Source organism: Enterobacter sp. ECC-019 (genome assembly GCF_043974075.1).
In the GTDB taxonomy this organism is placed as follows: Bacteria; Pseudomonadota; Gammaproteobacteria; order Enterobacterales; family Enterobacteriaceae; genus Enterobacter; species Enterobacter asburiae_D.
Map to the genome: position 1 here is coordinate 1,489,698 of NZ_CP143759.1, position 17,135 is coordinate 1,506,832.

At 55.7% G+C, this 17,135-nt stretch carries 15 protein-coding genes; 7 read left to right on the forward strand and 8 right to left on the reverse strand.

The features are described 5' to 3' along the window. Positions 1 to 70: 70 nt before the first annotated feature. Entirely contained in the window at positions 71 to 1,351 is a 1,281-nt protein-coding gene (gene hemL / locus V1566_RS06895; RefSeq protein ID WP_213329168.1) for a glutamate-1-semialdehyde 2,1-aminomutase, read from the reverse strand. 177 nt (positions 1,352 to 1,528) lie between these two features. Here hemL and clcA point away from each other — a divergent pair, with 177 nt between their 5' ends. Together clcA and erpA are read left to right on the forward strand one after the other, a co-directional pair. Beyond that, positions 1,529 to 2,929: a H(+)/Cl(-) exchange transporter ClcA gene (gene clcA / locus V1566_RS06900; protein ID WP_395305431.1), complete on the forward strand. Its 1,401-nt coding sequence runs from the start codon at positions 1,529 to 1,531 to the stop codon at positions 2,927 to 2,929. A gap of 85 nt (positions 2,930 to 3,014) precedes the next feature. Then, positions 3,015 to 3,359: an iron-sulfur cluster insertion protein ErpA gene (gene erpA, locus V1566_RS06905; RefSeq protein ID WP_013095643.1), complete on the forward strand. Its 345-nt coding sequence runs from the start codon at positions 3,015 to 3,017 to the stop codon at positions 3,357 to 3,359. 71 nt (positions 3,360 to 3,430) lie between these two features. Here erpA and V1566_RS06910 read toward each other — a convergent pair whose 3' ends face one another. Genes V1566_RS06910 through mtnN form a run of 3 tightly spaced genes read right to left on the reverse strand, consistent with a single transcriptional unit; the run spans position 3,431 to position 5,573 of the window. Next, positions 3,431 to 4,054: a TRIC cation channel family protein gene (locus V1566_RS06910; protein WP_023334566.1), complete on the reverse strand. Its 624-nt coding sequence runs from the start codon at positions 4,052 to 4,054 to the stop codon at positions 3,431 to 3,433. Positions 4,055 to 4,081: 27 nt separating this feature from the next. Next, positions 4,082 to 4,882, reverse strand: a complete 801-nt coding sequence (gene btuF / locus V1566_RS06915; protein WP_395305432.1) for a vitamin B12 ABC transporter substrate-binding protein BtuF — start codon at positions 4,880 to 4,882, stop codon at positions 4,082 to 4,084. Next, positions 4,875 to 5,573: a 5'-methylthioadenosine/S-adenosylhomocysteine nucleosidase gene (gene mtnN / locus V1566_RS06920; RefSeq protein ID WP_014882620.1), complete on the reverse strand. Its 699-nt coding sequence runs from the start codon at positions 5,571 to 5,573 to the stop codon at positions 4,875 to 4,877. Before mtnN ends, btuF begins: the two co-directional genes overlap by 8 nt. 82 nt (positions 5,574 to 5,655) lie before the next feature. On the opposite strand from mtnN, the gene dgt reads away from it, so the two are divergent. The 3 genes from dgt to V1566_RS06935 all read left to right on the forward strand — a co-directional run bounded on the left by dgt (position 5,656) and on the right by V1566_RS06935 (position 10,042). Next, complete coding sequence (gene dgt / locus V1566_RS06925) at positions 5,656 to 7,170, forward strand: dGTPase (protein WP_395305433.1); 1,515 nt, start codon at positions 5,656 to 5,658, stop codon at positions 7,168 to 7,170. Positions 7,171 to 7,301: 131 nt separating this feature from the next. Continuing rightward, a complete protein-coding gene (gene degP, locus V1566_RS06930) occupies positions 7,302 to 8,738 on the forward strand; it encodes a serine endoprotease DegP (RefSeq protein ID WP_024907518.1) in 1,437 nt (478 codons plus the stop codon). Between the two features lie 146 nt (positions 8,739 to 8,884). Further along, the gene (locus V1566_RS06935; protein ID WP_395305434.1) at positions 8,885 to 10,042 is read left to right on the forward strand and encodes a CdaR family transcriptional regulator; all 1,158 of its coding nucleotides are present in this window, start codon (positions 8,885 to 8,887) and stop codon (positions 10,040 to 10,042) included. Positions 10,043 to 10,131: 89 nt separating this feature from the next. On the opposite strand, the gene V1566_RS06940 is transcribed toward V1566_RS06935, so the two are convergent. From V1566_RS06940 to map, 4 genes are all read right to left on the reverse strand, one after another. Then, entirely contained in the window at positions 10,132 to 10,521 is a 390-nt protein-coding gene (locus V1566_RS06940) for a DUF3461 family protein (protein WP_008501916.1), read from the reverse strand. Positions 10,522 to 10,632: 111 nt separating this feature from the next. Next, on the reverse strand, positions 10,633 to 11,457 hold the full coding sequence (gene dapD / locus V1566_RS06945; protein WP_395305435.1) for a 2,3,4,5-tetrahydropyridine-2,6-dicarboxylate N-succinyltransferase: 825 nt from the start codon (positions 11,455 to 11,457) through the stop codon (positions 10,633 to 10,635). Between the two features lie 32 nt (positions 11,458 to 11,489). Further along, positions 11,490 to 14,165, reverse strand: coding sequence for a bifunctional uridylyltransferase/uridylyl-removing protein GlnD (gene glnD / locus V1566_RS06950; protein WP_395305436.1), 2,676 nt, complete (start codon positions 14,163 to 14,165; stop codon positions 11,490 to 11,492). Between the two features lie 63 nt (positions 14,166 to 14,228). Continuing rightward, positions 14,229 to 15,023, reverse strand: coding sequence for a type I methionyl aminopeptidase (gene map / locus V1566_RS06955; RefSeq protein WP_023310454.1), 795 nt, complete (start codon positions 15,021 to 15,023; stop codon positions 14,229 to 14,231). Positions 15,024 to 15,344: 321 nt separating this feature from the next. Between map and rpsB the strand changes: the two genes are divergently transcribed. Continuing rightward, positions 15,345 to 16,070, forward strand: coding sequence for a 30S ribosomal protein S2 (gene rpsB, locus V1566_RS06960; protein ID WP_003856207.1), 726 nt, complete (start codon positions 15,345 to 15,347; stop codon positions 16,068 to 16,070). A 117-nt stretch (positions 16,071 to 16,187) separates the two neighbouring features. Continuing rightward, positions 16,188 to 17,039: a translation elongation factor Ts gene (gene tsf, locus V1566_RS06965; protein ID WP_014882627.1), complete on the forward strand. Its 852-nt coding sequence runs from the start codon at positions 16,188 to 16,190 to the stop codon at positions 17,037 to 17,039. Positions 17,040 to 17,135 lie beyond the last annotated feature (96 nt).

Consider the following 17,135-nt stretch of genomic DNA (forward strand, 5'->3'; position numbering starts at 1 on the left):
TGCCCTCTCCCATGGGGGAGAGGGAGAACATCGTAGGCCGGGTAAGCGTTAGCGCCACCCGGCAATACCCTTAGAGCTTCGCAAAGACCTTACGCGCCGCGTCGATGGTATTATTGATATCTTCTTCGCTGTGCGCCACGGACATAAAGCCCGCTTCGAACGCGGACGGCGCCAGGTACACGCCTTCTTCCAGCATCAGGTGGAAGAAGCGCTTGAAGCGTTCAACGTCGCACTTCACCACGTCCTGATAGCTGGTCACGGTTTTCGCATCGGTGAAGAAAATCCCGAACATGCCGCCCACGTGGTTAACCACCAGAGGGATACCGGTCTCTTCCGCGGCTTCCAGCAGACCGTTTGCCAGCTGCGTGGTCAGGTCGGTCAGGGTTTCGTGAATGCCGGGCTGAGCCACTTCGGTCAGGCAGGCAAAGCCCGCAGCCATGGCAATAGGGTTACCGGAGAGCGTGCCCGCCTGGTAAACCGGACCGGTTGGTGCCAGGGCTTCCATCACGTCCTTACGCCCACCGAATGCACCGACCGGCATGCCGCCGCCGATGATTTTACCGAGGCAGGTCAGGTCCGGCTCAACGCCGTAGTAAGACTGGGCACCCGCCAGCGCTACGCGGAAGCCGGTCATGACTTCATCAATGATCAGCAGCGCGCCGAACTCGTCGCACAGGGCGCGCAGGCCCGGCAGGAATTCAGGCTGCGGTGGGATGCAGTTCATGTTGCCCGCAACCGGCTCAACGATGATGCAGGCGATCTCCTGCGGATACTGCTCGAACGCCGCGCGAACGGTAGCCAGGTCGTTGTAGGTGCAGGTCAGGGTGTGCTTCGCGAAATCTGCCGGTACGCCAGGTGAGTTTGGCTGGCCGAGCGTCAGCGCGCCGGAACCGGCTTTTACCAGCAGACAGTCGGCGTGGCCGTGGTAACAGCCTTCGAATTTGATGATTTTATCGCGACCCGTAAAACCGCGCGCCAGGCGGATGGCGCTCATGGTGGCTTCGGTACCGGAGTTCACCATACGCACCATGTCCATGGTGGGCACCAGTTCGGTCACCAGCTCCGCCATTTTCACTTCCATTTCGGTTGGCGCGCCGAAGCTCAGGCCGCGCTGGGCGGCTTCGATTACCGCGTTACGAATCGCCGGGTGGTTGTGGCCCAGCACCATCGGACCCCAGGAACCTACATAATCGATATAGGCTTTGCCATCGACATCATACAGATACGCGCCGTCAGCACGTTCGATAAACAGCGGCGTACCGCCCACGCCGGTGAAGGCGCGCACAGGTGAGTTCACGCCACCCGGAATAAGCTCGCGGGCTGCACTGTAGAGGTTTTCAGACTTGCTCATGGCGTCGTTCCTGGTTCGTATAAAATGATTAAGCCCACTATTCTAAGTGATTCGGGGAAGGTTATGAAATTTTTGCCCCATTAATGCATAAACAATTGTTAAGTAATTTTCAGGAGACGGTAGGGCAGTCTCTGGTAAAATCCTCGCGGCTTTTTGTATGACGAATAAGAACAGGACATGAAATCAGATTCTCCGTCTTTTGAAGAACAACAGTTTACGCGCGCCCAGCACCGAATCAGTATTCGGCGGCTGCTCAATCGCGATAAAACGCCGCTGGCGATCCTGCTGGCCGCTGCCGTGGTGGGGACTCTCGCGGGGCTGATTGGCGTGGCGTTTGAAAAAGCGGTTAATGCCGTACTCAACTGGCGCGTGGGCACCGTGGCCGGTTTCGCCGATAGCGAATGGCTGGTCTGGGTTTGGGCATTCGGGCTGTCTGCGCTGTTTGCCATGGTGGGATATTTTCTGGTGCGTAAATTCGCGCCGGAGGCGGGCGGGTCGGGCATCCCGGAAATTGAAGGTGCGCTGGAGGAGCTGCGTCCGGTGCGCTGGTGGCGGGTGATTCCGGTTAAATTCATCGGCGGCATGGGGACCCTGGGCGCGGGCATGGTGCTTGGCCGGGAAGGGCCCACGGTACAGCTGGGGGGAAACGTCGGCCGCATGGTGGGCGATCTGTTTCGGATGCGAAGCGCCGAAGCGCGCCATACGCTGCTGGCAACCGGCGCGGCGGCGGGGCTTTCCGCCGCGTTTAACGCGCCGCTGGCGGGCATTTTGTTCATTATCGAAGAGATGCGCGCGCAGTTTCGCTACAACCTGATCTCGATTAAAGCGGTGTTTACCGGCGTCATTATGTCGAGCATCGTCTTTCGCATCTTTAATGGCGAGGGCGCGGTTATTGAGGTGGGTAAACTGACCAACGCGCCGGTCAACACCCTGTGGCTTTATCTGATCCTCGGCATGATTTTTGGCGTGGTGGGACCGCTGTTTAACGCCTTTATCCTGCGCGCTCAGGATATGTTCCAGCGCATTCACGGCGGCAACACCACGAAATGGGTGCTGATGGGCGGCCTGCTGGGCGGGATGTGTGGCGTACTCGGGTTTATTGAGCCGAATGCCGCAGGCGGCGGGTTCGGGCTGATTCCCATTGCGGCGGCGGGGAATTTCAGCGTGGGTCTGCTGCTGTTTATGTTTATTTCAAGAGTCATCACGACGGTGCTGTGCTTCTCCTCCGGCGCGCCCGGCGGGATTTTCGCCCCGATGCTGGCGCTGGGTACGCTGCTCGGCACCGCGTTTGGTATGGCGGCGGAAGCGGGGTTTCCCGCCTATCATCTTGACGCCGGGACCTTTGCCATCGCCGGAATGGGGGCGCTGCTGGCCGCGTCCCTGCGTGCGCCGTTGACCGGGATCGTGCTGGTGCTGGAGATGACGGACAATTACCAGCTCATTTTGCCAATGATCATTACCTGTCTCGGCGCGACACTATTAGCCCAGTTCCTGGGTGGAAAACCGCTATACTCCACCATCCTGGCGCGTACCCTGGCAAAACAAGAGGCTGAACGGGCCGCAGCGCAGAATACTTGAATGAATTACCAGGGTATTAGATAATGACACAAAGAATTGGGTGAATTTTACCCAATCGCAGTAGCAGTATTCATGGGAGCATATGATGAGTGATGATGTAGCGTTGCCGCTGGAATTTACCGAAGCAGCAGCCAACAAAGTGAAAACCCTGATTGCAGACGAAGACAATCCGGATCTGAAACTGCGCGTCTATATTACCGGTGGCGGCTGCAGCGGCTTCCAGTATGGTTTTACCTTTGACGATCAGGTTAACGATGGCGATATGACTATCGAGAAACAGGGCGTCGCGCTGGTGGTTGACCCGATGAGCCTGCAGTATCTGGTGGGCGGTTCGGTGGATTACACCGAAGGTCTGGAAGGCTCGCGCTTTGTGGTGACCAACCCGAACGCAACAAGCACCTGCGGGTGTGGTTCTTCGTTCAGTATTTAAGAGGGTGCGGGCTGATGCCCTCACCTGGGCAAAACGCTAAAAACGGTAACCTGGTGGTTACCGTTTTGCGTTTACCTGCCATTCTCATCCAGCGCAAACGTCGGCAGCTTCAGGTGCCAGCGTATCGCCGCTAAACGTATCACCAGCGTCACCACCATCCCCAGCATCGCGGCATTTTCCAGCGGGAGGGCAAAGGTGTAGTACGCGGTAGCGTGAACAATCCCGCCCACAATGCAGGCCGTTGCGTAAATTTCAGTACGCAGGATCATCGGCACTTCACGCGCCAGAATGTCGCGAATGATCCCACCGCCCACACCGGTTAATACGCCCATACAGATTGCAACCATCGGACCGGTACCCGCATTAAACGCCTTATTGACGCCAATACCGACAAACACGGCCAGACCGACGGCATCCAGCACCGGTAATATCCATTTGGGTAATCTGCGGGGCTGGCGAACCAGTACAATGGTTAACAGGCAGGTGACCATCGCCACCACCAGATCGGTAGGATCTTTCACCCAAAACACCGGGCCATTCGCCAGCGCCATATCGCGGATAGTCCCGCCGCCGACGGCGGTCACGACGCCCAGCACCAGCACGCCAAACGGATCCATGCGTAGTTTTCCGGCGAGCAGGACGCCGGAGATAGCAAAAACGGCTGTGCCAAGAATATCCAGCCAGTAAACGAGCATCGTTAAATCCTCGAAAAGGGTCTTATGTTAGTGACTCTCTGCCAGCGCGGCACAGAGCTGTTTTGCGGCGAGGATAATACGCGGGCTGGCGCGTTCAAACCAGTCGCTGTTGAGCGGGATCACCGGAATTTTTAACTGCTTTTGCCAGAATTGTTCAATTTTAGGAATCTCGCTCGCATTTCCGACTACGACGATAGCCTGCGGCTGACGCGCCAGGACCTGTTCACGGCTAACCTGAGGCCACGGCACCCGGCTGGCAGCAAAGATATTTTCACCGCCACAGACTTCCAGCACCTGGTTCTGAATCGACCCTTTTCCGGTGGTGAACAACGGCTGGTTACCAAACTGCAGGAAGATGCGCTTTTTAACAGGGGTATCGTATCGGGATTTCAGCGCGGCATAGTCGCTCAGCATCTGTTTTGCCGCAGCCTCGGCTTTTTTGGGCGTAGGGCTATAGGGTGCCAGGGCGCGTAGCGCCTGAGCGACCTGCTCAATGCTGACGGCATCTATCCACATCACCTTTATGCCAAGCGAGGTGAGCTGGTTGACCTGCCGCTCGGCGTTACCGCCACGCCAGGCCAGCACGAGATCCGGTTTAAGCGCCACGATGCGCTCAAGGTTCATCCCCTGCCAGGTTGCCACTTGTTCAATATCCGCGGCTTGCGGTGGATAATCTGAATAGCTACTCACGCCAACGGGCGTGATCCCGGCGGCAAATGCCAGTTCCGTATTCGCGGGAGAGAGCGTAATCACACGCGGTACAGCATAGAGCCACAGCGGTGCGAGAAGAAGCAGGGCGGCCAGCGCCCTGACGGTATGTTTAGCCACGTGCCAGATTCTGCACCAGGCGTTCCACCATCACGGTGGACTGTTTTGCCGCAACGGTCAGGAACTCGTCGAAGCTGATGTGGGACTGCTGGTCTGCCACGTCAGAGATGGCGCGAACCACCACGAACGGTACGCTGAAGTTATGGCAAACATGAGCGATCGCGGTCGCTTCCATCTCAACGGCAACCGCCTGAGGGAAGTTATGACGGATTTTCGCCAGCCCAACGGAGCCGTTGATGAAGGCATCACCGCTGACAATCAGACCGCGTACCGCGTTGAGGTTGAGTTCTGCGATGCAGGTCTCTGCCGCCGCAATCAGCTTGTCGTCCGCTTTAAAACCCGCAGGGCAGCCCGGAAGCTGACCGTACTCGTAACCGAACGCGGTGACGTCGGCATCGTGGTAACGCGCTTCGTCGGAGACAACGATATCACCCACTTTCAGCGTCGGCGCCAGGCCGCCCGCAGAGCCGGTATTCACGATCACGTCCGGCTTGCAGCGCTCAAGCAGCAGGGTTGCACCCAGCGCAGCAGCCACTTTACCGATGCCTGATTTCAGCAGAGCCACGTCAACACCGTTCAGCTGGCCGGTGTAGATCTCACAACCTCCCAGAGAGAGCGTCTGACGGTTCTCAATTTTGTCACGCAGCAGCGTAACTTCTTCTTCCATTGCACCAATAATGCCGATTTTCATAGATTTACTCGCGATGTGCCTTGTTAAGATGCATAGTCTATCATGCGGTTAAGGGGAAACGCATTCTCAGGCGGGGGAGCACATGTCACCAATCGATTTTCGCACCAAAATTAACTGGCACCGACGTTTCCGTTCGCCCCAGGGCGACAAGAGCGAACATGAGATCCTGCGTATCTTCGAAAGCGATCGCGGGAGGATCATTAACTCACCCGCCATCCGGCGTCTGCAGCAAAAGACGCAGGTGTTCCCGCTGGAGCGTAACGCCGCGGTGCGCACCCGTTTAACCCACTCCATGGAAGTGCAGCAGGTCGGGCGCTATATTGCCAAAGAGATTTTGAGCCGTCTCAAAGAGCAGCGTTTACTGGAAACCTATGGTCTGGATGAGCTGACTGGGCCGTTTGAAAGCATCGTGGAGATGGCCTGCCTGATGCATGATATCGGCAACCCGCCTTTCGGACACTTTGGCGAGGCGGCGATCAACGACTGGTTTAAGCAGCGGCTTTATCCTTCGGATGCGGTAAGCCAGCCCCTCAGCGATGACCGCTGCATCGTACGCGATTTACGCCTGCGTGAAGGTGAAGAGGGGCTGAACGATCTGCGTCGCAAAGTGCGCCAGGATTTGTGTCACTTCGAGGGCAACGCGCAGGGGATCCGGCTGGTCCATTCCCTGATGCGCATGAACCTCACCTGGGCACAGGTCGGCTGTATTCTGAAATACACCCGCCCCGCATGGTGGATGGGGGAGACGCCCGCGTCCCACAGTTATTTAATGAAAAAGCCGGGCTATTACCTTTCCGAAGAGGCCTATATTGAACGGCTACGTAAAGAACTTTCATTGACGCCAAACGGCCGCTTTCCATTGACCTGGATTATGGAAGCCGCCGATGATATTTCTTATTGTGTGGCCGATCTGGAAGATGCCGTTGAGAAAAGAATTTTCAGCGTCGAGGAGCTTTATCAGCATCTTTATGCCGCCTGGGGCACCCATGAAAAAGGCTCGCTGTTTGCGCAGGTTGTCGAAAATGCCTGGGAAAAATCGCGCTCAAATACATTAAGCCGCAGTACGGAAGACCAGTTTTTTATGTATTTGCGGGTCAATACATTAAATAAACTGGTGCCGTATGCGGCGTCGCGCTTTATTGATAATTTACCGCTCATCTTCAGCGGAGAATTCAACCACGCGTTGCTGGAAGATGACAGCAGTTTCAGTCAACTCCTTGAGCTTTATAAACAGGTGGCGATGCGGCATGTATTCAGCCATCCGGATGTCGAGCAGTTAGAGCTGCAGGGATACCGGGTGATCAGTGGGTTACTGGAAATTTATTCCCCTTTGCTCCAGCTGTCGGTCGATGAATTCAGCGAACTGGTGGAACACGAGCGCGTGCGAAGAATACCTATCGAATCGCGACTTTATCAGAAACTCTCTACCCGGCATCGTCTGGCGTATGTCGAAGCGATTGGCAAGCTGGATCGCCATTCTCCCCAATGGCCGGTGATGGAATATTATTATCGCTGTCGTCTTATCCAGGACTATATCAGCGGCATGACGGATTTGTATGCCTGGGATGAATACCGCAAGCTCATGGCGGTGGAATAACCCCGGAGTTTTGTAAAGACGGCCAATAAATTTTTACCTTTTCCATAAACTTATCGCCGGAACTAAGCGGTATAAAATGAATCTGAGTTACACAGCAATTTTGCGTTACCTGTAAATCGAGATTGAGAAACATGAAAAAAACCACATTAGCAATGAGTGCACTGGCTCTGAGTTTAGGTTTAGCGCTGTCTCCTCTGACTGCTACTGCAGCCGAGACCGCGTCGTCGGCAGCAACCGCGCAGCAGATGCCAAGCCTGGCACCGATGCTCGAAAAAGTGATGCCATCGGTGGTGAGTATTAACGTTGAGGGCAGCACGACCGTCAATACGCCGCGTATGCCGCGTAACTTCCAGCAGTTCTTCGGCGACAACTCGCCGTTCTGCCAGGACGGTTCGCCATTCCAGAGTTCACCGTTCTGTCAGGGCGGCGGTGCCGGGGATGACAGCCAGGGCGGCGGCCAGCAACAGAAATTCATGGCGCTTGGCTCGGGTGTAATTATTGATGCGGCGAAAGGTTATGTCGTCACCAACAACCACGTTGTCGATAACGCTAACAGCATTAAGGTTCAGCTGAGCGATGGCCGCAAGTTCGACGCCAAAGTAGTGGGTAAAGACCCGCGCTCCGACATCGCGCTGATCCAGATCCAGGATCCGAAAAACCTGACGGCGATTAAAATTGCCGACTCCGACGCGCTGCGCGTGGGCGACTACACCGTGGCGATCGGTAACCCGTTCGGTCTGGGTGAAACCGTGACATCCGGTATCGTCTCTGCGCTGGGTCGTAGCGGCCTGAACGCGGAAAACTACGAAAACTTCATCCAGACGGATGCGGCGATCAACCGCGGTAACTCCGGCGGTGCGCTGGTGAACCTGAACGGTGAGCTGATCGGTATCAACACCGCGATCCTGGCACCGGACGGCGGCAACATTGGGATCGGCTTTGCTATCCCAAGTAACATGGTGAAAAACCTGACCGCGCAGATGGTGCAGTATGGCCAGGTGAAACGCGGCGAGCTGGGTATTCTCGGGACTGAGCTGAACTCCGAGCTGGCTAAGGCGATGAAAGTTGATGCCCAGCGCGGGGCATTCGTCAGCCAGGTGATGCCGAATTCCTCCGCGGCGAAAGCGGGCATTAAAGCGGGGGATGTGATCACCTCCCTGAACGGTAAACCGATCAGCAGCTTTGCCGCCCTGCGTGCCGAAGTGGGCTCTATGCCGATTGGCAGCAAAGTGACCCTCGGCCTGCTGCGCGACGGTAAGCCGGTTAACGTGAGCCTGGAGCTGCAGCAGAGCAGCCAGAATCAGGTGGATTCCAGCACTATCTTCAGCGGTATTGAAGGTGCCGAGATGAGCAATAAAGGCGCAGACAAAGGCGTGGTGGTGAACAATGTGAAAGCGAATTCACCGGCAGCCCGTATCGGCCTGAAAAAAGGCGATGTGATTATGGGCGCTAACCAGCAGCCGGTTAAGAACATCGCTGAACTGCGCAAAATCCTCGACAGCAAGCCTTCCGTGCTGGCGCTGAATATCCAGCGTGGTGATACCTCGCTTTATCTGCTGATGCAGTAATCCTCTAAAGCCCCTGTTCGCAGGGGCTTTCTCTTTTCTGTGATTCTTGCCACAACTCCATACTTCTCCCTCTCTCTTTGTGCATTCGCACAATGCAGCTGTCGCTGAACTTCCCTATGCTTGAGCTCTGCTCACGGGAGGGTTCTATGGCTGGCTGGCATCTTGATACCAAAATGGCGCAGGATATCGTGGCGCGCACCATGCGCATCATTGATACCAATATCAACGTGATGGATGCCCGCGGGCGCATTATTGGCAGCGGCGATCGCGAGCGTATTGGGGAATTGCACGAAGGTGCGCTGCTGGTGCTTTCCCAGGGGCGGGTTGTGGATATCGACGATGCGGTAGTGAAACACCTGCACGGCGTCCGTCAGGGCATCAATTTACCGCTGCGCCTTGAAGGCGAGATTGTGGGGGTAATCGGCCTGACCGGCGAGCCGGAGTCGCTGCGTAAATACGGTGAACTGGTCTGTATGACGGCGGAGATGATGCTGGAGCAGTCGCGCCTGATGCACCTGCTTGCCCAGGACAGCCGCCTGCGTGAAGAGCTGGTGATGAATCTTATTCAGGCGGAAGAGCATACGCCTGCGCTCAGTGAATGGGCGCAGCGTCTGGGGATCGATCTAAACCAGCCGCGCGTGGTGGCGGTCATTGAGGTCGATAGCGGCCAGCTTGGCGTAGACAGCGCGATGACCGAGCTGCAGCAGCTGCAAAACGCGCTGGCGACGCCGGAGCGCGATAACCTGGTGGCGATCGTTTCTCTGACGGAAATGGTGGTGCTCAAACCGGCGCTTAATGCATTCGGCCGCTGGGATGCCGAAGATCACCGTCGTCGCGTTGAGCTGCTGATCTCCCGGATGGAGGAGAATGGTCAGCTGCGTTTTCGCGTTGCGCTGGGCAACTACTTTACCGGGCCGGGCAGTATCGCCCGCTCCTGGCGTACCGCGCGCACCACCATGATGGTAGGCAAGCAGCGGATGCCGGAGAGCCGCAGCTATTTCTATCAGGATCTGATACTGCCGGTGCTGCTCGACAGCCTGCGCGGCGGCTGGCAGGCCAATGAGCTGGCGCGGCCATTAGCGCGTCTGAAAGCCATGGATAACAACGGCCTGCTGCGCCGGACGCTACAGGCGTGGTTCCGCCATAACGTGCAGCCGCTGGCGACCTCAAAGGCGCTGTTTATTCACCGCAATACCCTGGAGTATCGGTTAAACCGGATTTCGGAGCTGACGGGGCTGGACCTGGGGAATTTTGACGACAGGCTGCTGCTGTATGTGGCGCTGCAGCTGGATGAACAGAGATGATGGTTTTTGCCGGGTGGCGGCTTCGCCTTACCCGGCCTACATGCGTTCGTAGGCCCGGCAAGCGAAGCGCCACCGGGCTATAAAACGGCTCATTTATTGCGTGTTAATTTCTCAAGATCCGCTTCAATCTCGCTGATCTTATTCGTTACAACGCTTTCAAGGTGGCGCAGATCGTCAAGGATCTTACGCTTGAGATCGACTTCGGTGCGGTCGCGCTGGCAGATCTGATCGAGTTCATCGATCACATAGCGCAGGTTAGGGCTGATTTCCTGTACTTCTTTGTATCCCTGTCCTACACCGTCAGCGACAACGGTCTTACGCTGGCGTGGATATTTGAACTTCACGCTTTTGGCGAAAAACTCTCCTTTGTCCTTGTGAAAATAGATTTTCAGAATATCGTTATTGGCTTCCTGACGGAGGCTGTAACGATCAATTTCATCAGGATTGGTAATGCCCAGACTTTTCAGATTATCGTACATAGCGGTACCCTTGATCTCAACATAACCTTTGAATAATTAACGAAAAAATCTATTTTCGCCACCCTCAGATATAAAAAAAGCGGGGTTGCCCCCGCTTTTTGTTATACCCGATTAATCGATGGTGCGCAGCAACTCGTTGATACCCACTTTACCGCGCGTTTTCGCATCCACTTTCTTCACGATAACCGCACAGTACAGGCTGTATTTGCCATCTTTAGACGGCAGGTTGCCGGAAACCACCACGGAGCCCGCCGGAACGCGACCGTAATGCACTTCACCGGTTTCACGGTCGTAAATGCGGGTGCTCTGACCGATGTAAACGCCCATGGAGATCACGGAGCCTTCTTCAACGATCACGCCTTCAACCACTTCAGAGCGCGCGCCGATGAAGCAGTTGTCTTCGATGATGGTCGGGTTGGCCTGCAGTGGCTCCAGAACACCACCGATACCCACGCCGCCGGACAGGTGAACGTTTTTACCGATCTGCGCGCAGGAACCGACAGTCGCCCAGGTGTCTACCATGGTGCCTTCGTCAACATAGGCACCGATGTTCACGTAGGATGGCATCAGCACGGTGTTGCGTGCGATGAATGCGCCCTGACGCACTGCCGCAGGCGGTACCACGCGGAAGCCTTCTTTCTGGAAACGCTCTTCATCGTAGTCAGCGAATTTCATAGGGACTTTATCGAAGTAGCGGCTTTCAGCTCCGTCGATAACCTGGTTATCGTTGATACGGAAAGAGAGCAGCACGGCTTTCTTCAGCCATTGATGAGTGACCCACTGACCGTCGATTTTTTCTGCCACGCGCAGCGCGCCGGAATCCAGAAGGGAAATCACCTGGTTTACCGCTTCACGGGTCACGGTATCCACATTTGCCGGGGTAATCTCGGCGCGACGCTCAAAAGCGGACTCAATAACGTTCTGTAACTGCTGCATTGTTTACTCTTTCCATTTCACTAAAAAACATATCACCCTTTATCGTTTGGATTGAGGGCTGCTGTCAACCGTTGTTGCACTTCAAGTTGCAGGTCATTATTAAGGGCACGCCGGTCCGCTGTCGCGATTATAAATAAATCTTCTACTCGCTCGCCAATCGTTGTAATTCGAGCCCCATGGAGCGAAATTCCCAGATCGGCAAAAACCTGGCCGACGCGGGCGAGCAGCCCCGGCTGGTCGAGCGCGATCAGCTCCAGGAACGATTTACGGTCGGTGTGGGTCGGCAGGAAATTGACCTCGGTATCGACGGTAAAGTGGCGCAATTTCGCCGGCTGGCGGCGCGGCTGCGGGGGCTGCCAGCTGCGCTGGGTAATCGCCTGTTCCAGACCAAAACGTATTCCTTCATGCCTGTCCGACGAGAGCGGGCTGCCGTCCGGCTCAAGCACGATAAAGGTGTCCATCGCCATGCCGTCGCGGGTAGTGAAAATCTGTGCGTCATGAACGCTCAGGTTACGCCTGTCCAGTTCGGCACAGACCGCAGCAAACAGATAAGGTCTGTCCGGGCTCCAGATGAAAATCTCCGTCCCGCCACGGGTGGCCTGCGGGCTCAGCAGGATCATCGGCTGCGTCAGATCGTGCTTCAGCAGGTGCCGCGCGTGCCACGCAAGCTGGTTTGGGCTGTGGCGGACAAAATAGTTGGCACGGCAGCGGGCCCAAATCTGATGCAGCGCCTCTTCATCAATGTTGTCCATCCGCAGCAGCGCCAGCGCCTGCAGCTGGTGATGACGCACGCGCTCGCGCATGTCCGGGGTGTTTTGCATCCCGCGACGCAGCTGTTTTTCGGTGGCGAAGTACAGCTCGCGCAGCAGGCTCTGCTTCCAGCTGTTCCACAGGGTCTCGTTGGTGGCGCAGATATCGGCCACCGTCAGGCAGACCAGATAACGCAGACGGTTTTCCGTCTGAACCACTTCCGCGAACTGCTTGATCACCTCAGGATCCTGAATGTCACGACGCTGTGCGGTGACCGACATCAGCAGGTGATGGCGTACCAGCCAGGCCACCAGCTGCGTTTCACGCGAGTTCAGACCGTGCAGTTCGGCAAATTTCAGCACGTCCTGCGCACCCAGCACCGAATGGTCACCGCCGCGACCTTTGGCGATATCGTGGAACAGGGCGGCAATCAGGATCAGTTCCGGATGGGTCAGGCGCGGCCACAGCTCCACGCACAGCGGGTGGCGGGAGCGCGTCTCTTCTTTCGCAAAGCTTTCCAGCTTGAGCATCACGCGGATCGTGTGTTCATCCACCGTATAGGCGTGGAACAGATCGAACTGCATTTGCCCGACAATGTGCGACCACTGCGGCATATAGGCCCACAGCACGCTGTGGCGGTGCATCGGCAGCAGCCCGCGGCTGACGGCGCCCGGATGGCGGAGCATGCTCAGGAACAGCGAGCGCGCTTCCGGGATATAGCACAGCGGCTGCGTCAGATGACGGCGCGCATGGCGCAGATGGCGCAGGGTGGTGGAGTAAATCCCGGTGATGGTGCTGTTGCGCACCATGGTATAGAACATCCGCAGAATCGCTTCCGGCTCGCGGATAAACAGCGTTTCGTCGCGCAGATCGATAAGCGTGCCGCGCAGCTGGAATTCGTCATCAATCGGGCGCGGTTTCTCGTCCGCCGTCAGGGCCAGAATGGCCTCATCGAAAAGCTGCAACAGCATCTGGTTCAGCTCGGTCACCCGGCGGGTGACGCGGAAGAAATCCTTCATCATGTGCTCAACCGGCTCGTTGCCTTCGCCCTGATAATTCAGGCGCTGCGCCACGCTGAGCTGGCGGTCAAACAGCAGACGGTTATCGTAGCGGGTGACTTCCAGATGCAGGGCAAATCGGATGCGCCACAGCAGGTGCAGGCACTCGTTTAGCTCGTTGCGCTCGGCCTCGGTTAAAAAGCCGAAGCCGACCATCTCGTCCATCGAGGTGGCGCCAAAATGGCGGCGGGCGACCCACTGCAATGTGTGGATGTCGCGCAGGCCGCCGGGGCTGCTTTTAATATCGGGCTCAAGATTATAGCTGGTGCCATGGTAGCGCTGGTGGCGCTGATTTTGCTCCTCGACCTTCGCGGCGAAGAACTTTTCTGACGGCCAGAAGCCGTCGCTGAAGATGTGCTTTTGCAGCTCCAGAAACAGCGCAACGTCGCCAATCAGCAGGCGGGTTTCAATCAGGTTGGTGGCGACGGTCAGGTCCGATAACCCTTCCAGCAGACACTCTTCCAGGGTGCGCACGCTGTGGCCGACTTCCAGCTTCACGTCCCAGAGCAGCGTCAGCAGTTCGCCAATTTTTTGCGCCTGTTCGTCCGGCAGCTTTTTGCGGCTTAAGATCAGAAGATCGATATCGGAAAGCGGATGAAGCTCACCGCGGCCATAGCCCCCGACGGCAACCAGCGCAACATCACTGATTTGTCCAAACCCGTAATCGATCCACAGACGCTGCAGCAGCTGGTCGATAAATTCGGTGCGCGCTTCAATGAGCTGCTCGGCCGACACGCCCGCGTCGAACGCGCTGCCCAGCCAGCGATGGAAAACATCCATATGGGCTTTAATATGCGCGCAGGTCAGCTCGTGCGACGGCCAGACGCCCGGGTTATCGGGCTGGTCGGGTAGGGTGGGAAGTGCTGTGTTAGCATACTGTTCGGGTAAAAGATTACTCATCGTGCGCCACCCATAAGAAAAAGCTATAGCCATTAAAAAAGCCGGCATTTGCCGGCTTTTTTATCATTCATCGTGCGTCAGTATCGCCGGGATGGTGTCATCCTTGCGCAACGTCATAATTTCGCAGCCGTTGTCTGTTACCACAATAGTATGCTCGTACTGCGCAGACAAGCTTCTGTCTTTGGTTTTCACCGTCCAGCCGTCTTTCATGGTACGGATGCGGTAATCACCCGCGTTGACCATCGGCTCAATGGTAAAGGTCATGCCTTTTTGCAGCACCACGCCGCCGTCATCCGCATCATAGTGCAGGACCTGCGGTTCTTCATGGAAGACGCGACCAATGCCGTGACCGCAGTACTCGCGCACCACGGAGAAACCTTCTGCTTCAACAAACTTCTGGATTGCCGCACCGATGGTACGCAGGCGAATACCCGGTTTAACCATTTTCAGCGCCAGGTAGAGGCTCTCTTGCGTCACTTTGCACAGACGCTCGCCAAGAATAGTCGGCTTGCCAACGATGAACATTTTTGAGGTGTCACCGTGGTACTCGTCTTTAATGACGGTCACATCGATGTTGACGATGTCGCCATCTTTCAGCAGTTTTTCATCGTCCGGGATGCCGTGGCAAACCACTTCATTAATAGAGATGCAGACGGATTTCGGGAAACCGTGGTAGCCAAGGCAGGCGGAAACCGCGTGCTGCTCGTTCACGATATAGTCGTTACAGATACGGTCCAGTTCACCGGTGCTGACGCCCGGCTTCACGAACGGTTCGATCATTTCCAGCACTTCCGCGGCCAGACGACCGGCGACGCGCATCTTTTCAATTTCTTCAGGTGTCTTAATAGAGATAGCCATGTAATCTGTCCATCGGTGTCGATTTTTTCGACAATACTAGTCTAAGTGTCGTCAATGGTATCAGTCAGGCACACCCCGTGCCAAATTGAGAATCATTAACAGCACACTCCGCCAACAACTGTTGGTTTCTGGTCGTGTTTTGTGGTATAAAGCGCGCCGGACTTCCGATCCATCTCAGATACACAGGCTGGACGGAAGCGACAAATCTCACTTTGTGTAACAACACACACGTATCGGCACATATTCCGGGGTGCCCTTCGGGGTCGGTAATATGGGATACGTGGAGGCATAACCCCAACTTTCAATATAGAGGTTTTAAACATGGCAACTGTTTCCATGCGCGACATGCTCAAGGCTGGTGTTCACTTTGGTCACCAGACCCGTTACTGGAACCCGAAAATGAAGCCTTTCATCTTCGGCGCACGTAACAAAGTTCACATCATCAACCTTGAGAAAACTGTACCAATGTTCAACGAAGCCCTGGCTGAGCTGAACAAGATCTCTTCCCGTAAAGGTAAGATTCTGTTCGTTGGTACTAAGCGCGCTGCAAGCGAAGCTGTGAAAGATGCTGCTAACAGCTGCGACCAGTTCTTCGTGAACCATCGCTGGTTGGGCGGCATGCTGACCAACTGGAAAACTGTTCGTCAGTCCATCAAACGCCTGAAAGATCTGGAAACCCAGTCTCAGGACGGTACTTTCGACAAGCTGACTAAGAAAGAAGCGCTGATGCGCACTCGTGAACTGGACAAGCTGGAAAACAGCCTGGGCGGTATCAAAGATATGGGCGGCCTGCCAGACGCGCTGTTCGTAATCGATGCAGACCACGAGCACATCGCAATCAAAGAAGCTAACAACCTGGGTATCCCGGTATTCGCTATCGTTGATACCAACTCCGATCCGGACGGTGTTGACTTCGTTATCCCGGGTAACGACGACGCAATCCGTGCTGTTAGCCTGTACCTGAGCGCTGTAGCTGCTACCGTTCGTGAAGGCCGTTCCCAGGATCTGGCTTCTCAGGCGGAAGAAAGCTTCGTAGAAGCTGAATAATAAGGTCTTACCCCTTATTAGTACCGTGTATGAATAGGGGCCCATTACCGGCCCCTTTTTTCAATTTACACTGTTTGGCCCCCGGCCGGGCAGTTCACATCTCCCGAGGATTTAAGAATGGCTGAAATTACCGCATCCCTGGTAAAAGAGCTGCGCGAGCGTACTGGCGCAGGCATGATGGATTGCAAAAAAGCGCTGACTGAAGCGAATGGCGACATCGAGCTGGCAATCGAAAACATGCGTAAATCCGGTGCGATCAAAGCAGCTAAAAAAGCAGGCAACGTTGCTGCTGACGGCGTGATCATCACTAAGATCGACGGCAACTACGGCATCATTCTGGAAGTTAACTGCCAGACTGACTTCGTTGCTAAAGATGGCGGTTTCCAGGCATTTGCGAACAAAGTTCTGGACGCAGCTGTTGCGGGTAAAATCACTGACGTTGAAGTTCTGAAAGCACAGTTCGAAGAAGAACGTGTTGCGCTGGTTGCTAAAATCGGTGAGAACATCAACATCCGTCGCGTATCTTCTCTGGAAGGCGACGTTCTGGGCTCTTACCAGCACGGTGCACGTATTGGTGTTCTGGTTGCGGCTAAAGGCGCTGACGAAGAGCTGGTTAAACAGCTGGCTATGCACATCGCTGCAAGCAAACCAGAATTCGTTAAGCCAGAAGACGTGTCTGCTGAAGTGGTAGAAAAAGAGTACCAGGTTCAGCTGGACATCGCGATGCAGTCTGGTAAGCCAAAAGAAATCGCAGAGAAAATGGTTGAAGGCCGCATGAAGAAATTCACCGGCGAAGTTTCTCTGACTGGCCAGCCATTCGTAATGGACCCAAGCAAGTCTGTTGCTCAGCTGCTGAAAGAGCACAACGCTGACGTAACTGGCTTCATCCGCTTCGAAGTGGGCGAAGGCATCGAGAAAGTTGAGACTGACTTCGCAGCAGAAGTTGCTGCAATGTCCAAGCAGTCTTAATGATTGAAAAGGAGCCGCCTGAGGGCGGCTTCTTTTTGTCACCCGTCACAGGAAATCAGACAGGCTCCAGTATCGCTGTGCTGATTTGCGGCATAT

Bases quoted from the DNA above. Each gene is read 5' to 3' on its own strand.
- rpsB (WP_003856207.1), top strand. From the start codon at position 15,345: ATGGCAACTGTTTCCATGCGCGACATGCTCAAGGCTGGTGTTCACTTT.
- hemL (WP_213329168.1), bottom strand. From the start codon at position 1,351: ATGAGCAAGTCTGAAAACCTCTACAGTGCAGCCCGCGAGCTTATTCCG.
- clcA (WP_395305431.1), top strand. From the start codon at position 1,529: ATGAAATCAGATTCTCCGTCTTTTGAAGAACAACAGTTTACGCGCGCC.
- V1566_RS06940 (WP_008501916.1), bottom strand. From the start codon at position 10,521: ATGTACGATAATCTGAAAAGTCTGGGCATTACCAATCCTGATGAAATT.
- dapD (WP_395305435.1), bottom strand. From the start codon at position 11,457: ATGCAGCAGTTACAGAACGTTATTGAGTCCGCTTTTGAGCGTCGCGCC.
- V1566_RS06910 (WP_023334566.1), bottom strand. From the start codon at position 4,054: ATGCTCGTTTACTGGCTGGATATTCTTGGCACAGCCGTTTTTGCTATC.
- mtnN (WP_014882620.1), bottom strand. From the start codon at position 5,573: ATGAAAATCGGCATTATTGGTGCAATGGAAGAAGAAGTTACGCTGCTG.
- glnD (WP_395305436.1), bottom strand. From the start codon at position 14,165: ATGAGTAATCTTTTACCCGAACAGTATGCTAACACAGCACTTCCCACC.
- tsf (WP_014882627.1), top strand. From the start codon at position 16,188: ATGGCTGAAATTACCGCATCCCTGGTAAAAGAGCTGCGCGAGCGTACT.
- V1566_RS06935 (WP_395305434.1), top strand. From the start codon at position 8,885: ATGGCTGGCTGGCATCTTGATACCAAAATGGCGCAGGATATCGTGGCG.
- dgt (WP_395305433.1), top strand. From the start codon at position 5,656: ATGTCACCAATCGATTTTCGCACCAAAATTAACTGGCACCGACGTTTC.
- map (WP_023310454.1), bottom strand. From the start codon at position 15,023: ATGGCTATCTCTATTAAGACACCTGAAGAAATTGAAAAGATGCGCGTC.
- degP (WP_024907518.1), top strand. From the start codon at position 7,302: ATGAAAAAAACCACATTAGCAATGAGTGCACTGGCTCTGAGTTTAGGT.
- erpA (WP_013095643.1), top strand. From the start codon at position 3,015: ATGAGTGATGATGTAGCGTTGCCGCTGGAATTTACCGAAGCAGCAGCC.